Annotated in this window: 18 protein-coding genes; 2 read left to right on the forward strand and 16 right to left on the reverse strand. The window is 44.7% G+C overall.

What is annotated here, in order from left to right:
* Positions 1 to 123 precede the first annotated feature (123 nt).
* The gene (locus KYJ26_RS09275) at positions 124 to 1,278 is read left to right on the forward strand and encodes an MFS transporter (protein WP_219166992.1); all 1,155 of its coding nucleotides are present in this window, start codon (positions 124 to 126) and stop codon (positions 1,276 to 1,278) included.
* On the opposite strand, the gene KYJ26_RS09280 is transcribed toward KYJ26_RS09275, so the two are convergent.
* The 13 genes from KYJ26_RS09280 to KYJ26_RS09340 form a co-directional block, all read right to left on the reverse strand.
* Complete coding sequence (locus KYJ26_RS09280; protein ID WP_219166993.1) at positions 1,275 to 1,661, reverse strand: VOC family protein; 387 nt, start codon at positions 1,659 to 1,661, stop codon at positions 1,275 to 1,277. The genes KYJ26_RS09275 and KYJ26_RS09280 overlap by 4 nt on opposite strands.
* A 322-nt stretch (positions 1,662 to 1,983) precedes the next feature.
* Entirely contained in the window at positions 1,984 to 2,520 is a 537-nt protein-coding gene (locus KYJ26_RS09285; protein ID WP_219166994.1) for a GNAT family N-acetyltransferase, read from the reverse strand.
* Positions 2,521 to 2,568: 48 nt separating this feature from the next.
* Complete coding sequence (locus tag KYJ26_RS09290; RefSeq protein ID WP_307513772.1) at positions 2,569 to 4,056, reverse strand: class I adenylate-forming enzyme family protein; 1,488 nt, start codon at positions 4,054 to 4,056, stop codon at positions 2,569 to 2,571.
* Between the two features lie 196 nt (positions 4,057 to 4,252).
* Complete coding sequence (locus KYJ26_RS09295) at positions 4,253 to 5,377, reverse strand: endonuclease (protein ID WP_374939761.1); 1,125 nt, start codon at positions 5,375 to 5,377, stop codon at positions 4,253 to 4,255.
* 249 nt (positions 5,378 to 5,626) lie between these two features.
* Complete coding sequence (locus KYJ26_RS09300) at positions 5,627 to 6,805, reverse strand: thiolase family protein (protein WP_219166996.1); 1,179 nt, start codon at positions 6,803 to 6,805, stop codon at positions 5,627 to 5,629.
* Between the two features lie 25 nt (positions 6,806 to 6,830).
* Positions 6,831 to 7,574 carry a 3-oxoacyl-ACP reductase FabG gene (gene fabG / locus KYJ26_RS09305; protein ID WP_219166997.1) on the reverse strand — a complete coding sequence of 248 codons (744 nt, stop codon included), beginning with the start codon at positions 7,572 to 7,574 and terminating at the stop codon, positions 6,831 to 6,833.
* Positions 7,571 to 8,482, reverse strand: coding sequence for an intracellular short-chain-length polyhydroxyalkanoate depolymerase (phaZ, locus tag KYJ26_RS09310; protein ID WP_219166998.1), 912 nt, complete (start codon positions 8,480 to 8,482; stop codon positions 7,571 to 7,573). Before phaZ ends, fabG begins: the two co-directional genes overlap by 4 nt.
* A 16-nt stretch (positions 8,483 to 8,498) precedes the next feature.
* A complete protein-coding gene (locus tag KYJ26_RS09315; RefSeq protein ID WP_219166999.1) occupies positions 8,499 to 9,503 on the reverse strand; it encodes a 3-oxoacyl-ACP synthase in 1,005 nt (334 codons plus the stop codon).
* Between the two features lie 13 nt (positions 9,504 to 9,516).
* Positions 9,517 to 10,509 (reverse strand): branched-chain amino acid ABC transporter permease, encoded by a 993-nt coding sequence (locus KYJ26_RS09320; protein WP_219167000.1) that lies wholly within the window; start codon positions 10,507 to 10,509, stop codon positions 9,517 to 9,519.
* A gap of 4 nt (positions 10,510 to 10,513) precedes the next feature.
* The gene (locus KYJ26_RS09325; RefSeq protein ID WP_219167001.1) at positions 10,514 to 11,374 is read right to left on the reverse strand and encodes a branched-chain amino acid ABC transporter permease; all 861 of its coding nucleotides are present in this window, start codon (positions 11,372 to 11,374) and stop codon (positions 10,514 to 10,516) included.
* 12 nt (positions 11,375 to 11,386) lie between these two features.
* Complete coding sequence (locus KYJ26_RS09330) at positions 11,387 to 12,094, reverse strand: ABC transporter ATP-binding protein (protein ID WP_219167036.1); 708 nt, start codon at positions 12,092 to 12,094, stop codon at positions 11,387 to 11,389.
* Entirely contained in the window at positions 12,078 to 12,851 is a 774-nt protein-coding gene (locus KYJ26_RS09335) for an ABC transporter ATP-binding protein (RefSeq protein WP_219167002.1), read from the reverse strand. The genes KYJ26_RS09330 and KYJ26_RS09335 overlap by 17 nt, the downstream gene beginning before the upstream one ends.
* 86 nt (positions 12,852 to 12,937) lie before the next feature.
* Positions 12,938 to 14,158, reverse strand: a complete 1,221-nt coding sequence (locus KYJ26_RS09340; protein ID WP_219167003.1) for a substrate-binding domain-containing protein — start codon at positions 14,156 to 14,158, stop codon at positions 12,938 to 12,940.
* A 498-nt stretch (positions 14,159 to 14,656) separates the two neighbouring features.
* On the opposite strand from KYJ26_RS09340, the gene KYJ26_RS09345 reads away from it, so the two are divergent.
* Positions 14,657 to 16,171, forward strand: coding sequence for an HD domain-containing phosphohydrolase (locus tag KYJ26_RS09345; RefSeq protein ID WP_219167004.1), 1,515 nt, complete (start codon positions 14,657 to 14,659; stop codon positions 16,169 to 16,171).
* 59 nt (positions 16,172 to 16,230) lie between these two features.
* On the opposite strand, the gene KYJ26_RS24200 is transcribed toward KYJ26_RS09345, so the two are convergent.
* The 3 genes from KYJ26_RS24200 to KYJ26_RS09360 all read right to left on the reverse strand — a co-directional run bounded on the left by KYJ26_RS24200 (position 16,231) and on the right by KYJ26_RS09360 (position 20,779).
* Positions 16,231 to 19,452 carry a BTAD domain-containing putative transcriptional regulator gene (locus KYJ26_RS24200; protein ID WP_219167005.1) on the reverse strand — a complete coding sequence of 1,074 codons (3,222 nt, stop codon included), beginning with the start codon at positions 19,450 to 19,452 and terminating at the stop codon, positions 16,231 to 16,233.
* Positions 19,453 to 19,580: 128 nt separating this feature from the next.
* Complete coding sequence (lepB, locus tag KYJ26_RS09355; RefSeq protein ID WP_219167006.1) at positions 19,581 to 20,141, reverse strand: signal peptidase I; 561 nt, start codon at positions 20,139 to 20,141, stop codon at positions 19,581 to 19,583.
* Positions 20,138 to 20,779, reverse strand: coding sequence for a TVP38/TMEM64 family protein (locus KYJ26_RS09360; RefSeq protein WP_219167007.1), 642 nt, complete (start codon positions 20,777 to 20,779; stop codon positions 20,138 to 20,140). The genes lepB and KYJ26_RS09360 overlap by 4 nt, the downstream gene beginning before the upstream one ends.
* Positions 20,780 to 21,050: the final 271 nt, after the last annotated feature.

Raw genomic sequence — 21,050 nt, forward strand, 5'->3', positions numbered from 1 at the left:
AAGGTTTATGATTTTTTGTATAGGTTCATTATAGTACACTACCAGGAATCTTTCCCGTCTCAATCATGACTGAAAATATTTGGATCACCTGCATACAGTAAAGATAGGTAGGTGATTTTCATCATGAATCATGATTTTAACAGAATTTCTGCTGTTCTAGTTGCCATGGCCGTTATGGTGGCATGTAATATTTACACATTCATCCCCATTTACAGGGAGATCGGCGCCTCCCTTTCCATCACCCAAAGTGAAGTGGTCATGGCCGGCACTTCGTTCATCTTTTTTTACGCATGCGGATTATTGACCTTTGCCAACGCGGCTGATCACTTTGGGAAAAAGCGGATCCTAGTCTGGGGAATGCTTGCTTCTGCCTTCGCATCGGGACTCGTTGGTCTTTCTACAGATTTTTGGAGTTTGTTTTTCACGAGGGGATTTCAAGGCTTATGCCTGGGGAGCTTTGCCCCTGTCGCATTTGCCTATACGTATGATTTGTTTTCTGGAAAGCAAAGGACCCTGCTTCTTGCCTTTATCAACACCGGCTTCCTCTTTGCAGGCATTTTAGGACAATTACTCAGCGGGGGTATTACGCAATTATCTGAATGGTCAAGGGTATTCTATTTTTTCGCAGTGGTGTATGCTTTCCTTTTTGTCATAGGAAAGCACATGCTGCCCCTTACAAACGTCCAATCCGTGTCCCCATCCTATCAACTGGCAACGATCATGAAACTACTGAGGAGGAAAGAACTCCTATACTCCTACGGCATCGTATTCACTCTTCTTGCTTCTTTCATTGCCTATTATGACAGCTTGACCCGACACTTGTCAGGCGAGGAGGATCTCCTTTTTCTTACAAGGTCGGTGGGACTGATCGGAGCGGGTTTATCACTCTATACCGGGCGCTTTATGGAAGTTATCGGAATTTATAAAACGCTATTTATCGGTCTGGCATTATCTATCGTAAGCCTGGTCGCTGCTTTGATTTATGCAATTTGGCACATACCCTTCATCATTATTTCTTCCATTCTATTTGTCTCAGCCATCTCATTATTGATACCTACCGTCATCACCTTGATCGGAAATATGAGCGGAAAGGGACGAAGCCAGGCACTTAGCCTGTACTCCTTTATCTTATTGTGTGGAACGAGTCTGGCACCTCTGATCGTCATGAATCTTTCATACGTCCAATCTTTATACTTGCTTCTAGGCTTCTGTTTCTTCCAATCTTTGATGGGTGGCTTATTGTTTAGGGGACGGAGGAAATGGGAGGTGGGTAATTAATCCCACACTTCCATTCTTTCCTTTAGATTCGAGGTGTGTAATTCGAATTGGACACTATCCGGGGCCAGAAAATTGATACTCCAACCTTTGCCCCTCTTTAAGGGTTCCCTTACAATCGGCACTTTCTTCTCCTTTAGAAGTTGAACAGCCTCTTGGAATCCTTTTTCGTCGATGGTGAATGCAATGTGATGGATTCCACTGCCGCTTCGGGTATCGGAGCAGTTCCTTTCCTGAAGGCAAATCCAAATCGGCCCCCATTCCAAATAAGCATCTTTTCGTCCCTTATGTACCAGCGTGGCTCGCAAGATTTCCATATAAAATGACAGTGATTCTTCCAGGTTACTAGTGTTGATTGTAAGATGATTAAAGCCGGATATGTTCACTTTATTGTCACCCTCTCATGCATGATTAATGTTTCTATTTCAAAATATGGAAGGAGGGAGAAGACTGCTGAGAATGAAGGGCTGTTGACTCGTTCAAGGGGAATCTTCAGCATCGTTTTCGTCAGGGATTGCGTCATTTTCCATTATGATTGCGTCATTTTTTCCGTATTTGCGTCATTATTAATTTTATTGCGTCATTATGCGGGGGAATTGCGTCTATTAACATATTAAGGGAATCGACTGAGCGCTCGATCCAACGATCCATCAATTCAACGTCATACCAACAGCCCATCCCCCTCTCCACACCAAAAAAAGAAGGACATCACAATCCTTCTTCCCATTCATCTGCTAATAATCCATATAAAAACATATCATACCGCTTTCCGTCCCTTTGCAGGAATTGACGATAGCTTCCTTCTTTTCTGAATCCGAGCGATTCATACAATCGGATCGCTCTCTCATTATACGAAAATACCGTTAATTGAAGTCGGTGAAGGTTCAATTCGTGAAAGCCGTATGCCAAAAGGCAATCCATTGCTTCCCTGCCATATCCATTCCCCCAGGATGTTTCGTCACCGATTGAAATGGATATCCATCCCACGCGATGGGTCCAGAGAATGCCGTCAAGCTCCGCAAATCCGATGATTCTCCCGTCGTCCTTCAGGCGTATAGCAAATCGAAAGGAATTTTCTTCCGGGACCATCCATTTCTTAATCTCTTCTTCTGATTTCGGCTTAAGGGGAAGGGCGTCCAATAGTCTCTGCACTTCTTCATTTTGGTTCCATTTCTTTATGGACGAAATATCTTCTTCCTGAAATCCTGTTAGGTCAATTCGCTTACCGGTCAATAGTCTCTTCATACTTTTCACCTCGACATATGTATTTCGAGGCATTTCATACAATTCCCTCTATTGTCTCTGAAAAAGTTTGGTCAGCGCCTGTTTATTGACTTTCCCAACATCTGTTTTCGGAAGTTCGTCCATAACATGATAGTCCTTAGGGATTTTATATTTGCCGAATTTCTTCAAGCAATAAGCCTTCACCTCTTCTATCGTCAGAGTTGCTCCACTCTTCATAGATATAAAGGCCGTTACGACCTCACCCCATTTTTCATGGGGCAGTCCGATGACCGCACTCTCAGAGATTTCCGGGTGCTCGCTTAACCAGTGCTCAAGCTCCAAGGGGAAGATATTCTCCCCGCCGGAGATGATCATGTCTTTTTTCCTTCCGACAATATAGTAATCTTCATCTCCATCGTATTTTGCCAGATCACCTGTATGAAGCCAACCGTCTTTTAACACCCTTTGTGTCTGCTCGGGGTTTTGCCAGTATTCTTTAAATAGATGATCTCCCCCTAATAATAGCTCCCCCACTTCACCCTGACCGACAGGATTCCCCCTCTCATCAACCACCTTCACCCGGTTGAACATCATCGCTTTTCCAACTGAGCCCTTTTTCATCCGTATTGGATCGATGTAAAAGTTGTTAGGGCCTGCTTCTGTCAATCCATACCCCTCTTTAAATGAGATTTTCTTTTCTTTGAAAAAGTCATACACCTTACCTGGACATGGGGCCCCTCCTGATAGGAATACCTTCATTTTCGGAAAAGGGGTACATTTAAATTCCTCCCTTTCCATTAATAAGTGATACATCGTCGGTACTAATAGAACAATACTGCAGCCGTATCGGTTCAGATCCTTCACCGCCTCTTCCGGATCAAAGCGTTCAGCAATCACAACCTTTCCTCCCACCATCAGCAGGGGGACCGATAGTGCATTTAACCCTCCTGTATGAAAGGTTGGCAAATACGTTAACGTGCAATCCTCATGGGTCAAATTCCAGCTTACCACTGTGTTCAGGGCATTGGCCGTCACCGATTGATGAGACAGTACTACTCCCTTTGGACTCCCTGTCGTCCCACCCGTATAAATCATAATCCAAGGATCTGCAAGTGTGAGAAAGGGTATGGGATAGCCCCCTCTCTCCCGGGAGTATACTTCTTGAGTCACATCATCAATACATAGCTTACTAAAGCTTTGAGGAAGGTCCGTGACAAGAGCTTGAAATTCTTTTTTATATAAAAGAAGTTTCGGTGTACAGTTCTCTGTAATCGAGCCAATTTCGGTAGCTGATAATCGCCAATTGATTGGGACAAACACCGCTCCGATCTTCCCACAGGCAAACAATAGCTCAAAACAAACCGTATGATTCCTGGATATGAATACGACACGGTCCCCTTTCATTATTCCGTTTTCATGCATATATCGAGCCCACTTAGACGCCCGTTCATCTAAAGTGCGGTAATTGATCATTTCGTCCGTAGCAGCATTCATTAAAGCAACGTGTTCAGGAGAGATCATTGATCGCTTCTGCAACCAATCGGTGATCCTTTCCATATTCATCTCCTCCTTTGGATGGTTGCTTTCATGATAGATGCCAGAGGTTACAAATGAGTTACAGCTTAGGTAAGGATGTGGTCCATTGCCATTTTTGTTTAACAGGTTACCTAGGAAATTTCGTCTGACAAGTCCATGCACTCTGAATTTCCGCACAATAAAATAGAGCCTGGAAAAATTCCAGGCTCATTACTCATTACCAAATCATTTCTGCCCATTCAGGATGATCTATGAATGGATTTCGGTTACCTTGATATTGTTCAAAGATAATATTATTCCTGCGGATTTCCCTTGCATCCACCGGATCTTGTTCATTCCACTCCAGAAGCACAGACATTTTACCCATATAAGGAGCGCTTCCGTTGTTGACGTTATTATTCAGCTCTAAATCCACTTCCCCATTATCTCCTTCATAACGGACATCCATGTAGAAGATCATTCGTGCAACATCGCCTTTCACTTCATCACGTGGCTCCCACGAATCGCTGTCATAGTAGTTGCCTGGTGCTTCTGTCTGCTCGTTACCACCATTGTCAAAGTCAAGATTTCCTCTCGTGGAGTTGACCGTAACATCCGTCGGTCTCAAATGATGGAGGTCCGTCCCTGGACCCTGTGCCGTCCCGAAGTCTCCGTGGGATTTGGCCCAGACGTGCTCCCGATTCCAGTCGTTCACCCCGCCACCGTTAGTCGTTTTGGATTGGGAACGGCCTGAGTAAAGGAGAATGACATTATTGGGATTGTTCGGATCTTCGTCCGTGTTTCGCAATGCTCCCCATACAGCATCATAGGATAGGGTCTGATGATCGTCAATGATGTTATGTAGTGCCGTTTTCAAGGCATCACCAGTTTTGCCTTCCGCTGCGTTGTAATACTCTTCATAAGCCGGGGGATCCGTAGGTTCTGTTGGAGGATCTGTCGGATCGGTGTCACCATCTTCCACTGATTCAAAAGCTGATGTCGATTTCACTCCCGGGTGGGAGAAGTAGGCTGACAAGCTTCCCGTCACTTTGATCTTTTTACCCATTAAACCCGGGTTACTTTGCAGGCCAAAGCTTGAACGATAAGAAGAAGGAATTTGAACATAAACCATCTGATTCGTATTGGCTTCTGATGGTGATGCCGCTAATGCCAGTGCATAATCGTTCGGAAAGTTATTTGTGACAACAGAGGACGTTGAGGTTGGCTGTCCGACCACATATCCTTCAACAGACTGAGTTGAACCATTCTGATTTGAAATCGCCTGATCTACTGTATAAGGGGAGCTCCAAGTTCCGCTTCCCGCCGCACTCATTTGAGTTGGTGATACCTGGCTGCACGCGATCGTAAAAAGAAATACAATAGCAAAAATACCAATGACTTTCTTGTGTACAAATTTCAAACTGCTTCGCCTCCTTTAAATACATTACACATTTAGCGTACATTAACCGTTGTCATAATAGGGTAAATTTTTTGTAAATAAGGGAAAATGAGTCTAATTTCACATATTTTGTGCCATGGAAGCGGAGAGTATTTCACTTATTTCCCTAACGTAAAAAAGCACCCGCCCATATAAGGACCGGTACTTTCCATACTACATTCCCTCTATTAAAACGGATGCCCCCATGCCTCCGCCCACACATAATGACGCAATTCCCTTCTTCAATTCCCGGCGTTTCATTTCATGCAGTAATGACACAACAAGGCGGGCACCTGTACAGCCGACGGGATGTCCAATGCTGATGCCGCTTCCATTCACATTGACCTTCTCACGGTCCAGACCAAGCTCTTTTTCCACCGCTAAATATTGGGCTGCGAACGCTTCGTTGATCTCAAATAAATCGATGTCATCCAGAGACCAGTTTTCCGTCATATGTAAGCCTTTTTGAATGGCCGGAACCGGACCGATTCCCATCACTTTGGGATCGACGCCTGTTACTGAGTATCCTACGATTCTTCCGAGGGGCTCGAGTCCTCTTTTTTTTGCTTCTTCTTCACTCATTAAGATGAGTGCCGCTCCACCGTCATTCAAGCTGGATGAATTTCCCGCAGTGACGGACCCGTCTTCACGAAACGCAGGTTTTAGTTTTTGCAACTTGCCAATCTCCAGTCCTGCCCGGGGACTTTCATCCCGATCAATGACTTTCTCGCCTTTGCGCTCTTTAACCGTTAGGGGAACTATCTGCGAATCAAAGTACCCGTGTTCCAATGCGTTCACTGCACGTTGGTGGCTTAATACCGCATACTCATCCTGTTCTTCACGGGAGATCGAATGGATTTCTGCCAGATTTTCAGCGGTTTCCCCCATCATGATGCCATGGATGGGATCTTCGAGCACCTCCCAAACGGAATCCCGGATTTCCCCGTGTTGAAGCCTTTGACCGAAGCGGTGCTGTTTAAGAATATAAGGACTGGAACTCATCGCTTCCACACCGCCGGCAAGAACGATATCGGATAAGCCCGTCTGAATTTGCATGGCTGCAGAAATGATGGCCTGCATGCCGCTTGCACATTGGCGCTGGATCGTAAATCCTGTCGTCGTGTCGTCAAAGTCTGCGAGTAGTGCAGCGGTTCTTGCCGTATTCGGCTGATCGGTCCTTTGGATGCAATGCCCAAGGATCACTTCATCGATATCACCGGCTGATAACCCGCTTTCTTTCGCCGCCTCTTTCATGACAGGTACGATCAAGTCTGTCGGAAGAAGCTCTTTGAATGCTCCTCCGAATGCTCCAACCGGCGTACGAAAAGCCGATGTAATGACTACGTTTCTCATCTTATCACTTCCCTTTCTCATCGAATTACATCATGATCCCACCGTCAACATGGAGGACGGTGCCATTCACATAGTCACTGTCGTCTGATGCGAGATACAAGTAAGCCTTTGCGATATCATCCGGTCTTCCCAATCTCCCCAGAGGGATCATCGTTTTCATTTGATCAATGACTTTTTCAGGAACAGCTGCCACCATGCCTGTCTCGGTAAAACCGGGTGCGACTGCGTTGACATTGATTCCTTTGCGACCCAATTCTTTTGCCCAGGTTTTCGTCATCCCAACAACTGCCGCTTTTGTTGCAGCATAGTTTGTTTGTCCGACGTTTCCATATACCCCGCTGACTGAAGAGGTGTTGATGATCTTACCTTTCCCCTGATCGATCAGGTGGGGCAGGACCGCCTGGGTACAGTTGAATACACCCGTCAAATTGACATCCAGTACTTTCTGAAAATCTTCGGGCGAAAGCTTATGGAGCATACCGTCCCTTGTAATGCCGGCATTATTGATTAATATATCGATCTTGCCAAATCGATCTTTTACTGCTTCAACAAAAGAATTGACAGAAGCACGGTCAGCTACATCGCCTTGAAAGAAAGCAGCTTTGCCCTTTCCGAGTTCATTCAGTTGACGCGCTTTTTCTTCTCCGGCCTCCTGATTGAAGTCCACAAGGGCAACATTACACCCTTCATTTACAAACGTACCTGCTGCTGCGTAACCGATTCCATTCGCTGCGCCTGTGATCAAGGCGACTTTCCCCTCAAGCCTCATGTTAGTTCCTCCTTCATTTGCAAAAACGATTGGATTTGATGAAGTAATTGATCCAGATCGTCTATGAGCGGTGAATGCCCACTATTCTTTAATTCTACAAATAAAGCATTTTCTCCTATATCCTCGACAATTTCCTCTGTCATTTCTTTGGTGATGACATAATCCCGGTCTCCCCTTAACACCAGGACAGGGATGGAAATGGAGCTTGCTTTACCCGTCCCTTCAACGAGGCCGTTGTGAGTATTGCTTATATTGAACGTATTGAGTGCTTGATAGATATGAGCCAGATTCCGTTGTGTCCTCATGTCATTGATGTATTCTTCATACCGTCCTTCTTCGGGCTCGGCATGGGTGTAAATCAAGGCTTTCCAGAGACCCCTAAGAAATGACCTGTCATTTTGGTCATACGCCGCTTGTACAGGAATGGTCTTCCCTTTATCCATCATCACTTCATCCACTGTTCGAAGACGATTTCCAATATCAGGGGTGCCATCTTCTTTCGTTCCGAAGAATGGATACCCCCTTGTCGAAGCAGAAGCTAATAAAATAAGATTCTTACAGTAATCGGGGTAGTCAATGACAAATTGCATGGCGACCGCTCCCCCGGTAGACCATCCCATCATTGAGAATCTTTCAAGCCCCATTCCGTCTACCCAGTCCTTCAGGTCATCGGACAAATCTCTGATGCCCTCAATCTCCCGATGATAACTTGATTCCCCAAACCCTCTCATATCAACGGCATAAACCTTATACGTTTCTTCCAATCTTTCAAGTACAACATCCCAATGTTTGGAGGAGGTCATATTTCCATGAACCAGAACGAGAGGGATATGCCCCCCGCTCCTTTCACGATAAGCGAACGTCTCTCCATTCCCTAGCAATACTTTTTTCAATTGAACCGTTGCCATACCATATCCCCCTTAATTATGGATTTCCCCATACGATGGCAGTCGCTCCCCATGCGTACCCGATCCCCGCACTGACAAGGACCACCAGGTCACCATTCTTCAGCTTCCCTCTTTTTTCTGCCACTTCCAATGATAAAATTTGATCGAATTGACCTATATGACCATATTCCTCCAGATAAATGGATTGCTCTTCTGAAAGCCCCAATTCCTTTAATACATAGGCATGGGCGGACCTTTTCATATGCAGCATGGCGACGTAGGAGATGTCTTTCTCTTCGTATCCACTTTTATATACCGATTCCCGTACTACCTTTAAGAAATGATCCATGGATTTCTGTTCCAGCCTCTTTTTCATTCCTTCAGGATCGGTCACGTCCAGCTTATATCGATGGAGGGACTTTTCTGTTAAAGGCTCCTTCGTTCCTCCCACAGGGACGATAACGTCTTCTGAAAATGAGCCGTCGGTGATGATGGCCGTTTCCAATACCGTATTTTTCTTCAGATTTTTTTGTAGGATCATCGCTCCTCCACCTGCTGCCAGGTTGAACATAAAACGGGTCCTCTCATTCTTGTAATCAATGAAATCAGAGTTACGGTAGCCTCCTGCCAGAAGGACCGTTTTGATGGCAGGATCCATTTCGAGTAAGCTTTTTGCCAGTTTCATTGCCATGATGGTGGTCCCGCATCGAAGGGAAACATCGAATGCCCATGCATGGTACGCGCCAATTTCCTCCTGTAGCTTGATACCTGCTGTCCAGAGAGGATATTCTTTATGCTCTTCCCCTACGTATATAATCACATCAATCTCCTTGGGATCGATACCTGCCTTTTCCATGGCTTTTCTTGCAGCCCGAATTCCCATGGCACACGTATGATCTTCCGGACCTGGAACCGTTTTCTTTTTGATCCCCATTTTGCTTTCTACAATTTCTAATGGAAGTCCTGCTTTTTCCGCAATTTCATTACCAGTCATAATGGATGATGGTAAATATACCCCCGTGCTGAGTATTCCGATTGTCATGAAGATCCTCCCTTTAGCTTGCGATGTTTTGCTGTTTGCTCTCTTCCTTTGCTCGTTTGCTTTTCTTGATTTTTTTGAATGACCCTACAATTCCTGCTGGGAAGAACATAACGGCGAGGATATAAAGGATCCCGAAGAAAATGATCCATCGTTCAAAAATCGGATATGTTTTGGCGAGTTCGGTCAGAAAGTGGTGGGCAAACTCAATCAACCCTGCCCCGACAATCGGTCCGATGAGTGTCCCCACACCACCGATAATGGTCATCAATAATGCATCAAGGGTCACATCCATGGTGAATACACTGGTGTTAACGAATCGCAAGGACAGTCCATACAAAGAACCGGCGAGGCTTGCCGTCACGCCCGCTATCACACTTGCTAATATTTTGTAATGTAGAACCTGGTATCCAATCGATTCCACTCTCTGCTCGTTCTCCCTTATCGCCTGGAGGACGGAGCCTGCCGGAGAATGGGTGAATCTCTTTAATAATAGAAAGATCATGACCATGACACCAAGACAGATGAAGTAAAAGACTAGACGGTCCTTCATCAAATCCGGTGTCCGAAAAGTGAATCCATCATTACCAAACGTCAGACTCCTCCACTTTTCCGCACCGACGAGGAACAATCCTGCAAATGCAAGGGTCAGCATGGCATAGAAGTGACTTTTGAGGCGCAGCGTCAGGAGTCCGACGATATAGCTGACGGCTCCCGCTATGACCGATGCGACCAAGATGGAAACGGCGAGCCAAAACATGGTAGGCTCCATTCGATCGAGAAAGATGCCGGTGGAATAAGCTCCGATTCCGAAAAACATGGCATGCCCAAAGGAAACGATCCCTGTATAACCTAGAAGGAGGTCATAGCTCATGGCGAAGATGCCAAAGATGAATATCTGGGTCAGGAGAATCAGCATGCTCCTCGAATCGTTAAATAAAGGGTAGACAATTAAAATGGCTAATGTCATTCCTAAAACTGCGTGTGACCTAACTTTGAGAATCTTCATATCCTCACCCCTTTACTGTGAATAATCCTTGTGGTCTGAATATGAGTACGAGTGCCATTAAGATCATATTCACGGCCAGGGATAGCTCCGGGACATAATACGTCATGAATGATCCTGACAATCCCACAAGGATTGCCGCGAATAATGAACCCGGAAAGCTTCCCATCCCCCCAATCACCACGACAATGAAGGCGAGGATCGCGAACTCCATGCCCATTTCGGCATAAATCACACCTGAATACGGCGCAAGTAAGATCCCACCAAGGGCAGCCAGTGCTGACCCGACCGTGAATACGTACAAGAATACTTTTTTGATATTGATTCCAAAGGATTCGACCATTTCTTTATTCATGACCCCTGCCCTGACAATCAATCCAATCCTTGTTTTATTCAAAATCAGCTGAACAATCGTAAAAACCAAAAATCCTATAATGATGATGAAGATACGATATTTAATGACGATGATGTCCCCAATTGAAAAGCTTCCCGCTAGATAGTCAGGTGCTGTGGCCGATAACTGATTCGGTCCCCACACCACTTTCAGTAATTCAGACAGAACAAGCATAAATCCAAGGGTAATCAGGATTTGCTGTACATGGTTTCCGTACACAGGCTGTATGATGAATTTCTCCGTCACAAAACCTAATACCAATCCTGTCGCGACGGCCCCGATGATGCCGATGACAAAACTCCCAGTCACGGTATAAACCCAAACACCACTGTATGCCCCCCATGCGAATAATCCTCCATGGGCAAAATTCAAAACATCCATCAATCCGAAAATGAGCGTCAATCCTGCTGCCAGCAAAAAGATCAGCATCCCTGTCGCCAATCCATTCAGTGCCAGATTAATGATGAGGTCCATCCCATTCACTCCTCACGCAATTCCTAAATATTTCTTTTTCAACTCTTCATCTTTCACCAATGACTTCATCTGTCCATCGTGAACGGTTGTTCCATCATCGATAATATAGAAACGGTCCCCGACCCCGCTCGCCATCAAAAAATTCTGCTCTACAAGAAGGATTGTCGTTCTTTCCTTCATTTCTTCAATGGAACGCATGACTTTCTCGACGACGATCGGAGCGAGACCCTTACTCGGTTCATCAATCAAAATAAGATCGTTATGATTTAAATACGCCCGTGCGATGGAAAGCATCTGCTTCTGTCCTCCGCTTAAGTTCCCCCCTGCTTTCTTCCAGAACTTCTTTAAATCAGGAAACAGATCAATGATCCAATTCATTCGATCCTCCGTCTCTTGATCCCGGCTTCTCATGGCCACCTTCATATTTTCCTCCACCGTGAGGTCCCCGAATATCCCTTGATCTTCAGGAACATAACCAATTCCTTTACCAGCTACTTTAAAGGTAGGAAGCCCATTGATCTCCTCACCTTTATAGATGACTCTACCTGACGATGGGGGAGTCAGGCCCATGATGCTCCGGAGACTGGTGGTTTTGCCCGCTCCGTTCCTCCCGAGAAGTACGGTTACTTCCCCCTTTTTCACTTCAAAGGAAACACCTTGAAGTATGTGATACTGTCCGATATACGTTTCAATCCCCTCTACTTTAAGCAGTGTGCTCATCATAAAGTCCCCCCAGATAAGCCGATTGGACCTGCTCATTTTTCATGATTTCCTTCGGATGATCGTCAGCGAGCAGTCTCCCATTGAATAACACCATGATACTGTCTGACAAATCCATGATCATATCCATTTTGTGTTCAATGAGGACGATGGTCTTCGTTCCTTGGGATTTGATGGTCCGGATCACTTCCAAGATCTGCGGCACTTCCTCAAGAGACATGCCGGCAGTCGGCTCATCCAAAAGTAAGATTTCCGTATCCAGTGCAAGCAGCATGGCGATTTCAAGCTTTCTTTTTTCTCCGTGGGCTAGATTGGCTGCAAGGGAGTCTGCTTTATTCGAAAGCAATACCAGTTTCAACAAGTCATGCGATTCGCTGATCATATCCCTGAATGCTTTGATATTCCGATGCATTACGTAGCGGATTCCCCGTTTGGACTGAACAGCCAACCTCACATTCTCTAAAACTGTTAAATTCGGAAACACATTCGTCATTTGAAAGGAACGGCCGACACCCAGGCGGGCGCGTTTTGTCGGTGATAACCCCGTAATTTTCTTTCCTTTGAGAAAAACATCGCCAACCGTAGGCTTTAACTGACCGCTCAATAGATTAAAAAGCGTCGTTTTTCCAGCGCCATTGGGTCCGATGATAGATTTGAATTCCTTTTCAGGTACAGAGAACGTCACATCATCAACGGCAGTATGACCACCAAACGTAATACTCAGATTCTTGGTTTCTAATATACTCAAGTTCTTCACCCCGTTCTGATTTCATGAAAGGGGCTGACTGTGAACATAGTGCCGAAACACCATGTCAGTCACCCCCTTCTTTCTTTATATACTAATTAGTTACGTATAGGAGGAGCGGTTTCTTCCGGAGAAAGCTCTCTGATCAATACCGGAACAGGATATGGTACTCCCTCTTTCTTCTCAAGCTTGATGGCGTACAACGTTTGGAGGGCCTGATGATCCTCTTCACGGAACGTCATCTTCCCTTTCGGAGTTTCAAAGCTCATACCTTCCATCGTTTCGATCAGTTTATCTGCATCAAGATCACCTTCTGTTTTCTTAATCGCCTCTACAATGGAGATTGCTGAGCTCATTCCACCAGGGGTAAAGAGATCCGGTACTTCTCCATATTTCTTCTGATGCTCATCAACCAGCCAATCATTGATTTCATTGTCAGGGAGCTCATGATAATACACGCTGAACCCTTCCATCCCAACAAGTGGCTCCATCGCGGAAAGTGCTGCAATGTCAGGGGCACCCGTTGATATCTTGATTCCTTTTTCCTGAAGTTTCATATCGGCTATCTGATTCCAGGGAGAGTTTGCACCTGCCCAGATGACAAATAGATAGTCCGGTTTACTATCCATGACCTTCTGGATATTGGATGTAAAATCCGTTGCAGCGGGGTCCGCATATTCCTCCAGGACAATTTCTGCCCCAAGCTTTTCCGCCGCTTCTTTAAATGCTGCCACCCCATCGCGCCCAAATGAGTAATCCGGTGCCAAGGTGGCAATCTTCACACCATCCTTAGCAATCGCTGCTGCCCCTGCAACAGCATCCTGTGAAGAGTTACGGGCCGTCCGGAAAATATATGGATTAAACTCTGAACCCGTAATACTATCCGCAACAGCCGGCTCGACAATCATGACCTTTTCGTATTCTTCTGCAAGAGGCAGGACCGCAAGCGTGTCGCCCGAGCTTGATGATCCCACAAGGAAATCGACCTCATCTTCCTCTAATAGTTTCGTCGCTTTCTGAACCGCTACCTCAGGCTTCGTTTCTGTATCTTCATATACTACTTCTATCTTCTTTCCTGCCACTTCCATCGTTCCATCCGTCGCATATTGGAGTCCCAATTCAAACCCTTGCTTCGTTTGCTTCCCATATGACTCCAATGCACCGGTCAGCGAGGCAAGCACCCCAATTTTCACCGTCTCCTGTTCGTTTCCTCCTCCACTTCCTGAGCCTCCGCTGCTTTCCGAGCTGCAGGCACTTGCAGAAACCAGCAGGCATGACAATATCAGGATCAGAGCAGTCCAACTAAATGATCGTTTCATATTTTCTCCCCCTAAAGATATGAACTAAAGCGATAATAGCTTTGATTTCATCTTAGGGGAGAGGAGTTACAAATGAGTTACAGGTGTCTTGGGGATTGGCTCGTGGTCCGTGGTACGTGCTTGCGATGAGATAGGATTTGGATAAAAAAGGTAAACAGCTGAATTTATTGGGATTTCAGCTGGATTATCCTCGAAAACGGCTGGATTCCGGATCGTTTTAGCTGAATTATCCCGAAAAACGGCTTGATTCCACCCCATTTCGGCTGGATTTTCCCGAAGGACATCTGGATGCTGAACGATACCCTGCTGCTTGCTCTTGAAGATAGGCTGGTTCCTGCACCTTTCAGACTGGCTTACCGTCAAAACGCCTGGACTTTTCCGAAAACTTGAACAAAGACGTTCACTCTTCCCACAAATCTATCAATCACCTATGTTCCCCGCTCCCATTTTCCTTTATAATGAATCTACTAAATGTTAGTGAATTTGGAGGATTCATCCTTGAATATATTTCAGCAATTTCAGCGTACAATCATTAAGAATTATCTTTTGGGCAGTATCATCGCTGTGTTTGGTGTCGGTTCTGTGTTTATCTTTCAAACCCTTTCCCTTAAGGAAAGCGAGTTCTTTGCAATGGGAAGCATCATTTCCCTCTCGATTGTTACGATGTTCGGCTTTGAATTCCTTGTGTACCAGAGGCATATTCGTCCTATTAAGCTTGTCTATCAAAAGCAGGATGGGACGATCGAATTGGATCTCCTGATAACTGCTTATCAACAAGCAGAAAGATTCCCGCTTTTAACAGTTAAACGAATTATGCTCCCTCATTTCCTTGGGCTCGCTCTACCTTCGACTTTATTGACCGTCTTCTTCATTCATACAGATTCACTTTCGCTTCCATACTCTTATATATTGTATGCCTGGTGTGGTGCTTTTTTAGTGGCGATCCTTCATGCATTAATCGAATTTTTCTTAACCTTTAAAGCATGTCACGGACTTCAAGAAGACCTTATTCAAAAAACGATGAAAGCATATGGAACGGATCCGGCTAATCAGTCAACAATATTTATCAGTTTGAAACGAAAGATTTTGGCAGCTTCATTGTTTCTTGCGTTGTTTCCGATACTGCTGTTTTCACTCGCTTCTCAGATCCGCTTATCGATTGAGGATTCCACCCTTTTAGTCGACTACTGGAAATGGGCAGGGACCTTGATCTTCATCATTACGCTCCTTGCCTTTTACGGGGCGGTCCTTATCTTTAAGAGCATTGAAGAACCCGTGAAGGAGCTTGTCTCCCATTTCAAAAAAGTGGAGGGTGGGCATGTTGCTACCGTTACGAATACGTATACGGATGAGTTTTCTCATCTTTTCTCCGGATTTAATCATATGGTGGATGCCATCAACCTCAGGGACCGGAAGAATCAGCAGCTCCTCGACCAATTTTTCGCAGTGGTGGCCGGCACATTGGATGCTCGCGATCCTTATACAGCTGGTCATAGCAAGCGGGTAGCGGAATATTCCATTTTAATTGCCAAGCAGTGCAAATGGTCGGTGAAGGATATCGATTTACTTAATAAATCTGCCCTTCTTCACGACATCGGTAAAATCGGGATTCGTGATGATGTGCTATTAAAAGAAGGGAAATTAACAGATGAAGAGTTTGACCAGATTAAGCGTCATCCTGTAATTGGAGAAGAAATCGTCAAAGGGGTTCAACTTACTGAAGAGCTCCTTCCAATCTTACCCGGCATCAAGCACCATCATGAGCGGATGGATGGTTTAGGGTATCCGGATCAATTAAAAGGAATGGAAATTCCCATATTCGGACGATTGATTGCTGTCGCCGATGCCTTTGACGCCATGACCTCTGATCGCCCTTACCGAAAGGGTATGCCTTATGAAAAGGCGTTCTCAATTCTAAATGATGGGAGAGGAACTCAGTGGGACGAGCAATTCGTCGATGCCTTCCTAAAAGGAATGAGGGTTGAATCGGGCGCTATAAAGCAGACAGGCTGATAAATCACTTATTATCAAACTAAAAGGATCAGACCGTTAACCGATCTGATCCTTTTTCATTATCGTCCTTTCTCACTACGCTCTGTTCCAATGACCATATCATACATTTGCCGGGTGGCCATCATCGGATCGACTCCGAGTTCTGACTCAAGCCGATCTTTACAGCGTTGAAACCATCTTACTGCTTGGGGTCGATTATTCTTTTGGTAATAACAGTACATGAGAATCCTGTAAGCTTCTTCCCAAAGGGAGTCATGTTCAATGATGTTGAGGCAGTAATCGATGGCTTCATCCATATCTTCCATTCTCACTGCAATCTGGGCCCTTTTCTCTAATCCCCTCAAATAGAATAGATGTATTCTTTCCCTTTCTTTCTCGGTCCACCACGTTCCTTTTCGATCAGGCAGGAACATGCCTTTATAATAGTGAAATCCTCTTTCAAGATATTGCAGGGACTTCTCCATATCATTTTCTTTTATTCCTTCCATAATCCAGCTGATGAATTGTTCTGCATCGTATTCGATATTCGCTGCCGGGTTCAGCCCATACCCCTCCTGTTGTCTAGAGATGAAGAATGCTTTCTCCCTTGCTTGTCGATTCGGCTCCAATACGTTGTTCAGGGCGTTGAGTGCCACCTTGAAATCACGATCTGAACCGGTCCCTTCCGGCCACAACTCTTCAATGATCTCTTCCTTCCTCTTTAATTTGTGCCCCTGGATCAGGAAGTATTGAAATAATTCCTTCGCCTTTTCCCTTTGCCATTGCTTCTCTTTCACCTTATGATCCCCTAACCATATTTCAAAACGTCCAAGGGTCTGAACCTTAATCGTGTAACCCGGATGAGAGGATATAGAATCATGCCCCCATCTGGTTAATAGATGGTGGCAGTAAGGGATATGAATCCCCTCCTGATAAGCTTTTACTACGAGTGGAATCAGGGTCTGAAGATCTTTCGGTCCGAATGTGGTCGGTTTGAAGAATATAAACTCATATTCTCCGATTTGGACTTCACTCAAACAGGAGATCATGCTTTCTTTGAATAAGCACATGTCATCTATTTTACTAGCCGTCGCACTTATCCACAGCTCTGTCATCATTTTGCCGTACCTGTCACCACATGAAGTGAATTGCCCTCGTGCCCGCTCAAAGTTCATTCTTGCTTCTTTGAACGCTTCCTTGTAGTAGTCCGTTATTCCGACACTAAGGAGGATGAGGGAATTCAACCACATATCCTCTACCTTCTCTGTTTCATGTAACGCCTCTTCTGCCAGTTCCCTCGCTTTTTGAAAATTTCCTACTCTTGCATAAAGAATGGAGAGGCCCATATACGGCTCTGCTTTTCCCCTTGAAACATTGATCTGATTCATTAATTCCAGTGACGTTTCATAGCAGCTTTTCGAGAGTGAAGTATCATAATCGCTGATCAACTGAACAGCATGACCCATCCTCATCCATCCACACGCTTCAACAAACGGGGATTTCCCTTTGATCCCTTGGGTGATCCCATGCTGAGCCAGCGTTTTGGCTTCGACGCCATTTCCCATGAACGATTGAATGAGGGACAATAGCAGCTCCTTCTCACGATGAGATTGAGGAAGCTGCGCCTCTTTTTCCTTGTAAAGAAGGACCTGCCTCGCTTCGTGAAGCTTTCCTGTACGGAGGAGCATCCTTGCCTCAAGGTTTCCTTCTTCCTTCATGAACCCGTTTAACTTCCCTTTGTCATACCATAGCTTGGCCTCTATCGCCTTCCCTGAATTGACCAGATTCTCAGATATTAATGCATACAGTCGATTCTTTTCTATAAGATACTCTTCTTCCCCGCTCTCCAAGCATTCAATGGCCTTTAATAAATACCGCTGTGCTTTCCCGGGTTGTATAGTATCTAAATAGATCCTTCCAATCCCTTCATACGACTTACTCAGCATAACCGGATCGTTTTTTGCACATCGTATCCCACTGTCATATGCTTTTTCCGCTTTTTCGTAAAATGACCGATATCGGAAGAACTCACCTTGATAAAACCACAAAGAATAATAGGCATCTTTCAAGGAATCCGGTATTTCCCCCAAATAGTCACCCAGTGTTTCGAGCTGTCCGCCTTTCATCATTTCTTCAGCTTCCCGGACCAGGATGGAACATACCGCTTCGATGTTTTCCATTTTCATATAATGGAAGATTGCTTTCTTCCACTTACCCTGTCCTTCAAAGAATCGTGCGCACTTCTGCTGAAGTTCTTTGTAAAGTTCAAGGCTCTCTTCTTTTAATTTACGTTCCAGAAACGTTTGAAACAAAGCGTGGAGGCGATAGTGGTGAGAACCTTTCATTTCCTGAAGGAGTGCATTTTTATCGGACAACTGCTTCAGCATCTGTCCCGATCCCGGCAGTTCAAAAATGGTTTCGCACATACTGCCGTTGATTTCATCCAGGATTGAAATTTGTTTCAGGAACTGCTGAACGATTGGTGTTTGTTTGGAAAATACTTCGTGGGCCAAATAATGAAAGAGCTCTTCCAGGGAAGAGTGTTGTTTGTCCACCAAGAGAATCTCCGGGTTTTCCTGAAGTTGCGAATGGATCATACTGACAGCAATGACCCATCCTTCGGTTAAGTCATAAATCATATCAAGCTGGGAGTCTGGAATGATTACCTCATGAAAGTCCGTAAGCAGGACTTCTGCTTCTTCTTTCGTCAGACACAAATCACTTTCCGTTATCTCCAGCAATTGACGGGAGATTTTCAATTGTATAAATGAGGCCCATGAAGGTTTGGTGCGTGTAGATAGAAAGATGTGTATATGACCGGGTAAGTGCTCAATGACCTTCTCCATCCATTGATTGATGAGAAATGAATGGTCCACAAGATGATAGTCATCCACGATAATGATGAATGAATGAGGAATGTTCATGCACTCGTTAATAAACAATGCACTCAACCGATAGATATCATCCTCTTTCATATATTGCCCCATCGACCTGACCGTTTCCCAAAGCTCCAGTCCAAACTGCGGAATCTGCTTCTGGATGCTGTAGACAATATTTGTCACAAAAGGAATCAGTCCATCATCTGTCTGTGTGATTGAGTACCAGCAATAATTCGGTTTCACATCCTGCAAAAACTGGCTGATGGCTGTACTTTTCCCATAGCCTGCTCCGGAATGAACGATCACTAATTTATAGTCTGTAACCGTTCTCATTTTTTTCAATAAACTTGGACGCCTAACATAAGAATCCTTGACAACAGGCGGCACAAATTTAGTTTCAATAATCGGAAGTTCCGTCGTCACAATACCACCCTCAAAACGAACGAATTTTCTTACTATTCTAACATATCTATATGGAGCCTTGGAGGACAACAAGTACAGAATTCACAAAAAAAGAAGACGACTATCATTTAAGTCGTCTTCCCTTGATGTCATTTTCTAAATTGTACATCCCATTCATTGATGGGCCAATAGCGAAGGTCCACTTTTCCGACAATCTGTTCCCGGTCTACAAAACCGAAATAACGGCTATCCATGCTACCCCTGCGATTATCCCCGAGAACGAATATTTTTCCTTTTGGAACTATTTTTTCACCAGTGATTTCCTGCAGGGTAAAGTCACCTGTCAGCTTGCTGCCAATATACTCCTGCTTGAACTTCTCCAAGTAAGGTTCAGGATAATATTCTCCATTCACATATAACTTGTCATCTTTATAAACGACTTTATCACCCGGGAGCCCGATGATTCGTTTTACATAATCCTCTTCTTCATTTGCATGAAATACCACTACATCAAAGCGGTCCAATTCCCCGATATGGTAGCCTATTTTATTTACAACCAGTTTATTTCCATCCTGCAGTGTCGGCATCATGGATTCGCCTTCCACCACATAGTTGGAGAAGAGAAAGGTCCGAATGATGATAAAGATGATTAATCCAATTCCCAGGGCTTTGATCCATTCCAGTCCTTCTCTTTTTACCTCTTCTCTCAATTTGATTCCTCCTGCTTTTTCCGTTCAATTCGTTGGTCTAATTCCATCTTCTTATTCAGATGTATCTCAATTCGTTTTCCTACAAACCACAAAACGAAAATAATGGCTACAACGATGACTGTACGAATAGGTTGTTTAACTAATGATATAATATCATATCCGATAAAGCTTATGGTGAATATCATCACCATTTTCCCTGTCACGACCGCTAGCATATACTGAGCGATGCTGATGGAAGATAAACCTGCCACCACATTGACTACAGCAGACGGCGTGAAGGGGAAGCATAGGAGAATGAATAATGGGCCAAATCCATGCTTATCTACCCACTTCGTTAATCGATTCACCTGGCGGCTCTTCCTTAAGAAGCGAAAGATCCTGGCCTCCCCGTATCTTCTGACCAACAGGAATACAATCAGGGCACCAAGGGTCGCACCGATCCATGAAAACAAAAAGCCCCACCATAATCCGAACGCATTCGCATTGGCCGTCACAAACACGACCAGTGGAAGAAACGGGAGAAACGCCTCCAACAATGGCAGAAGGATTCCCGGAATCGGTCCAAATGAACGATATTGCTGAATCAAGTCCATCATATTTTCAAGCGTAAACCAATCTTTTATCGTATTGATATTCATATTATATGTTTCCCCTTAAACGACCATGAACAGATCTACTCATCTCGTCTTCACTTCTTACTGATTTCATCATATCACACCAGAACAGGATTTCCATATCGTAATCTCCCGCGTCGTTTTTATTAATACAAGGTTGCCTAAAGTTGTGGGTTGTAAACCTTTTGGTTTAGGATAATTTCTGGCAATGAGCGGTTCTGACATGTGAAATCTAAAGGAATGGAAGAGAAATCTTTATCCTGCTTGGGGATTACCCTGTCTGTCCATCCATTTT

It is taken from the genome of Rossellomorea orangium (assembly GCF_019334305.1).
GTDB lineage: Bacteria > Bacillota > Bacilli > Bacillales > Bacillaceae_B > Rossellomorea.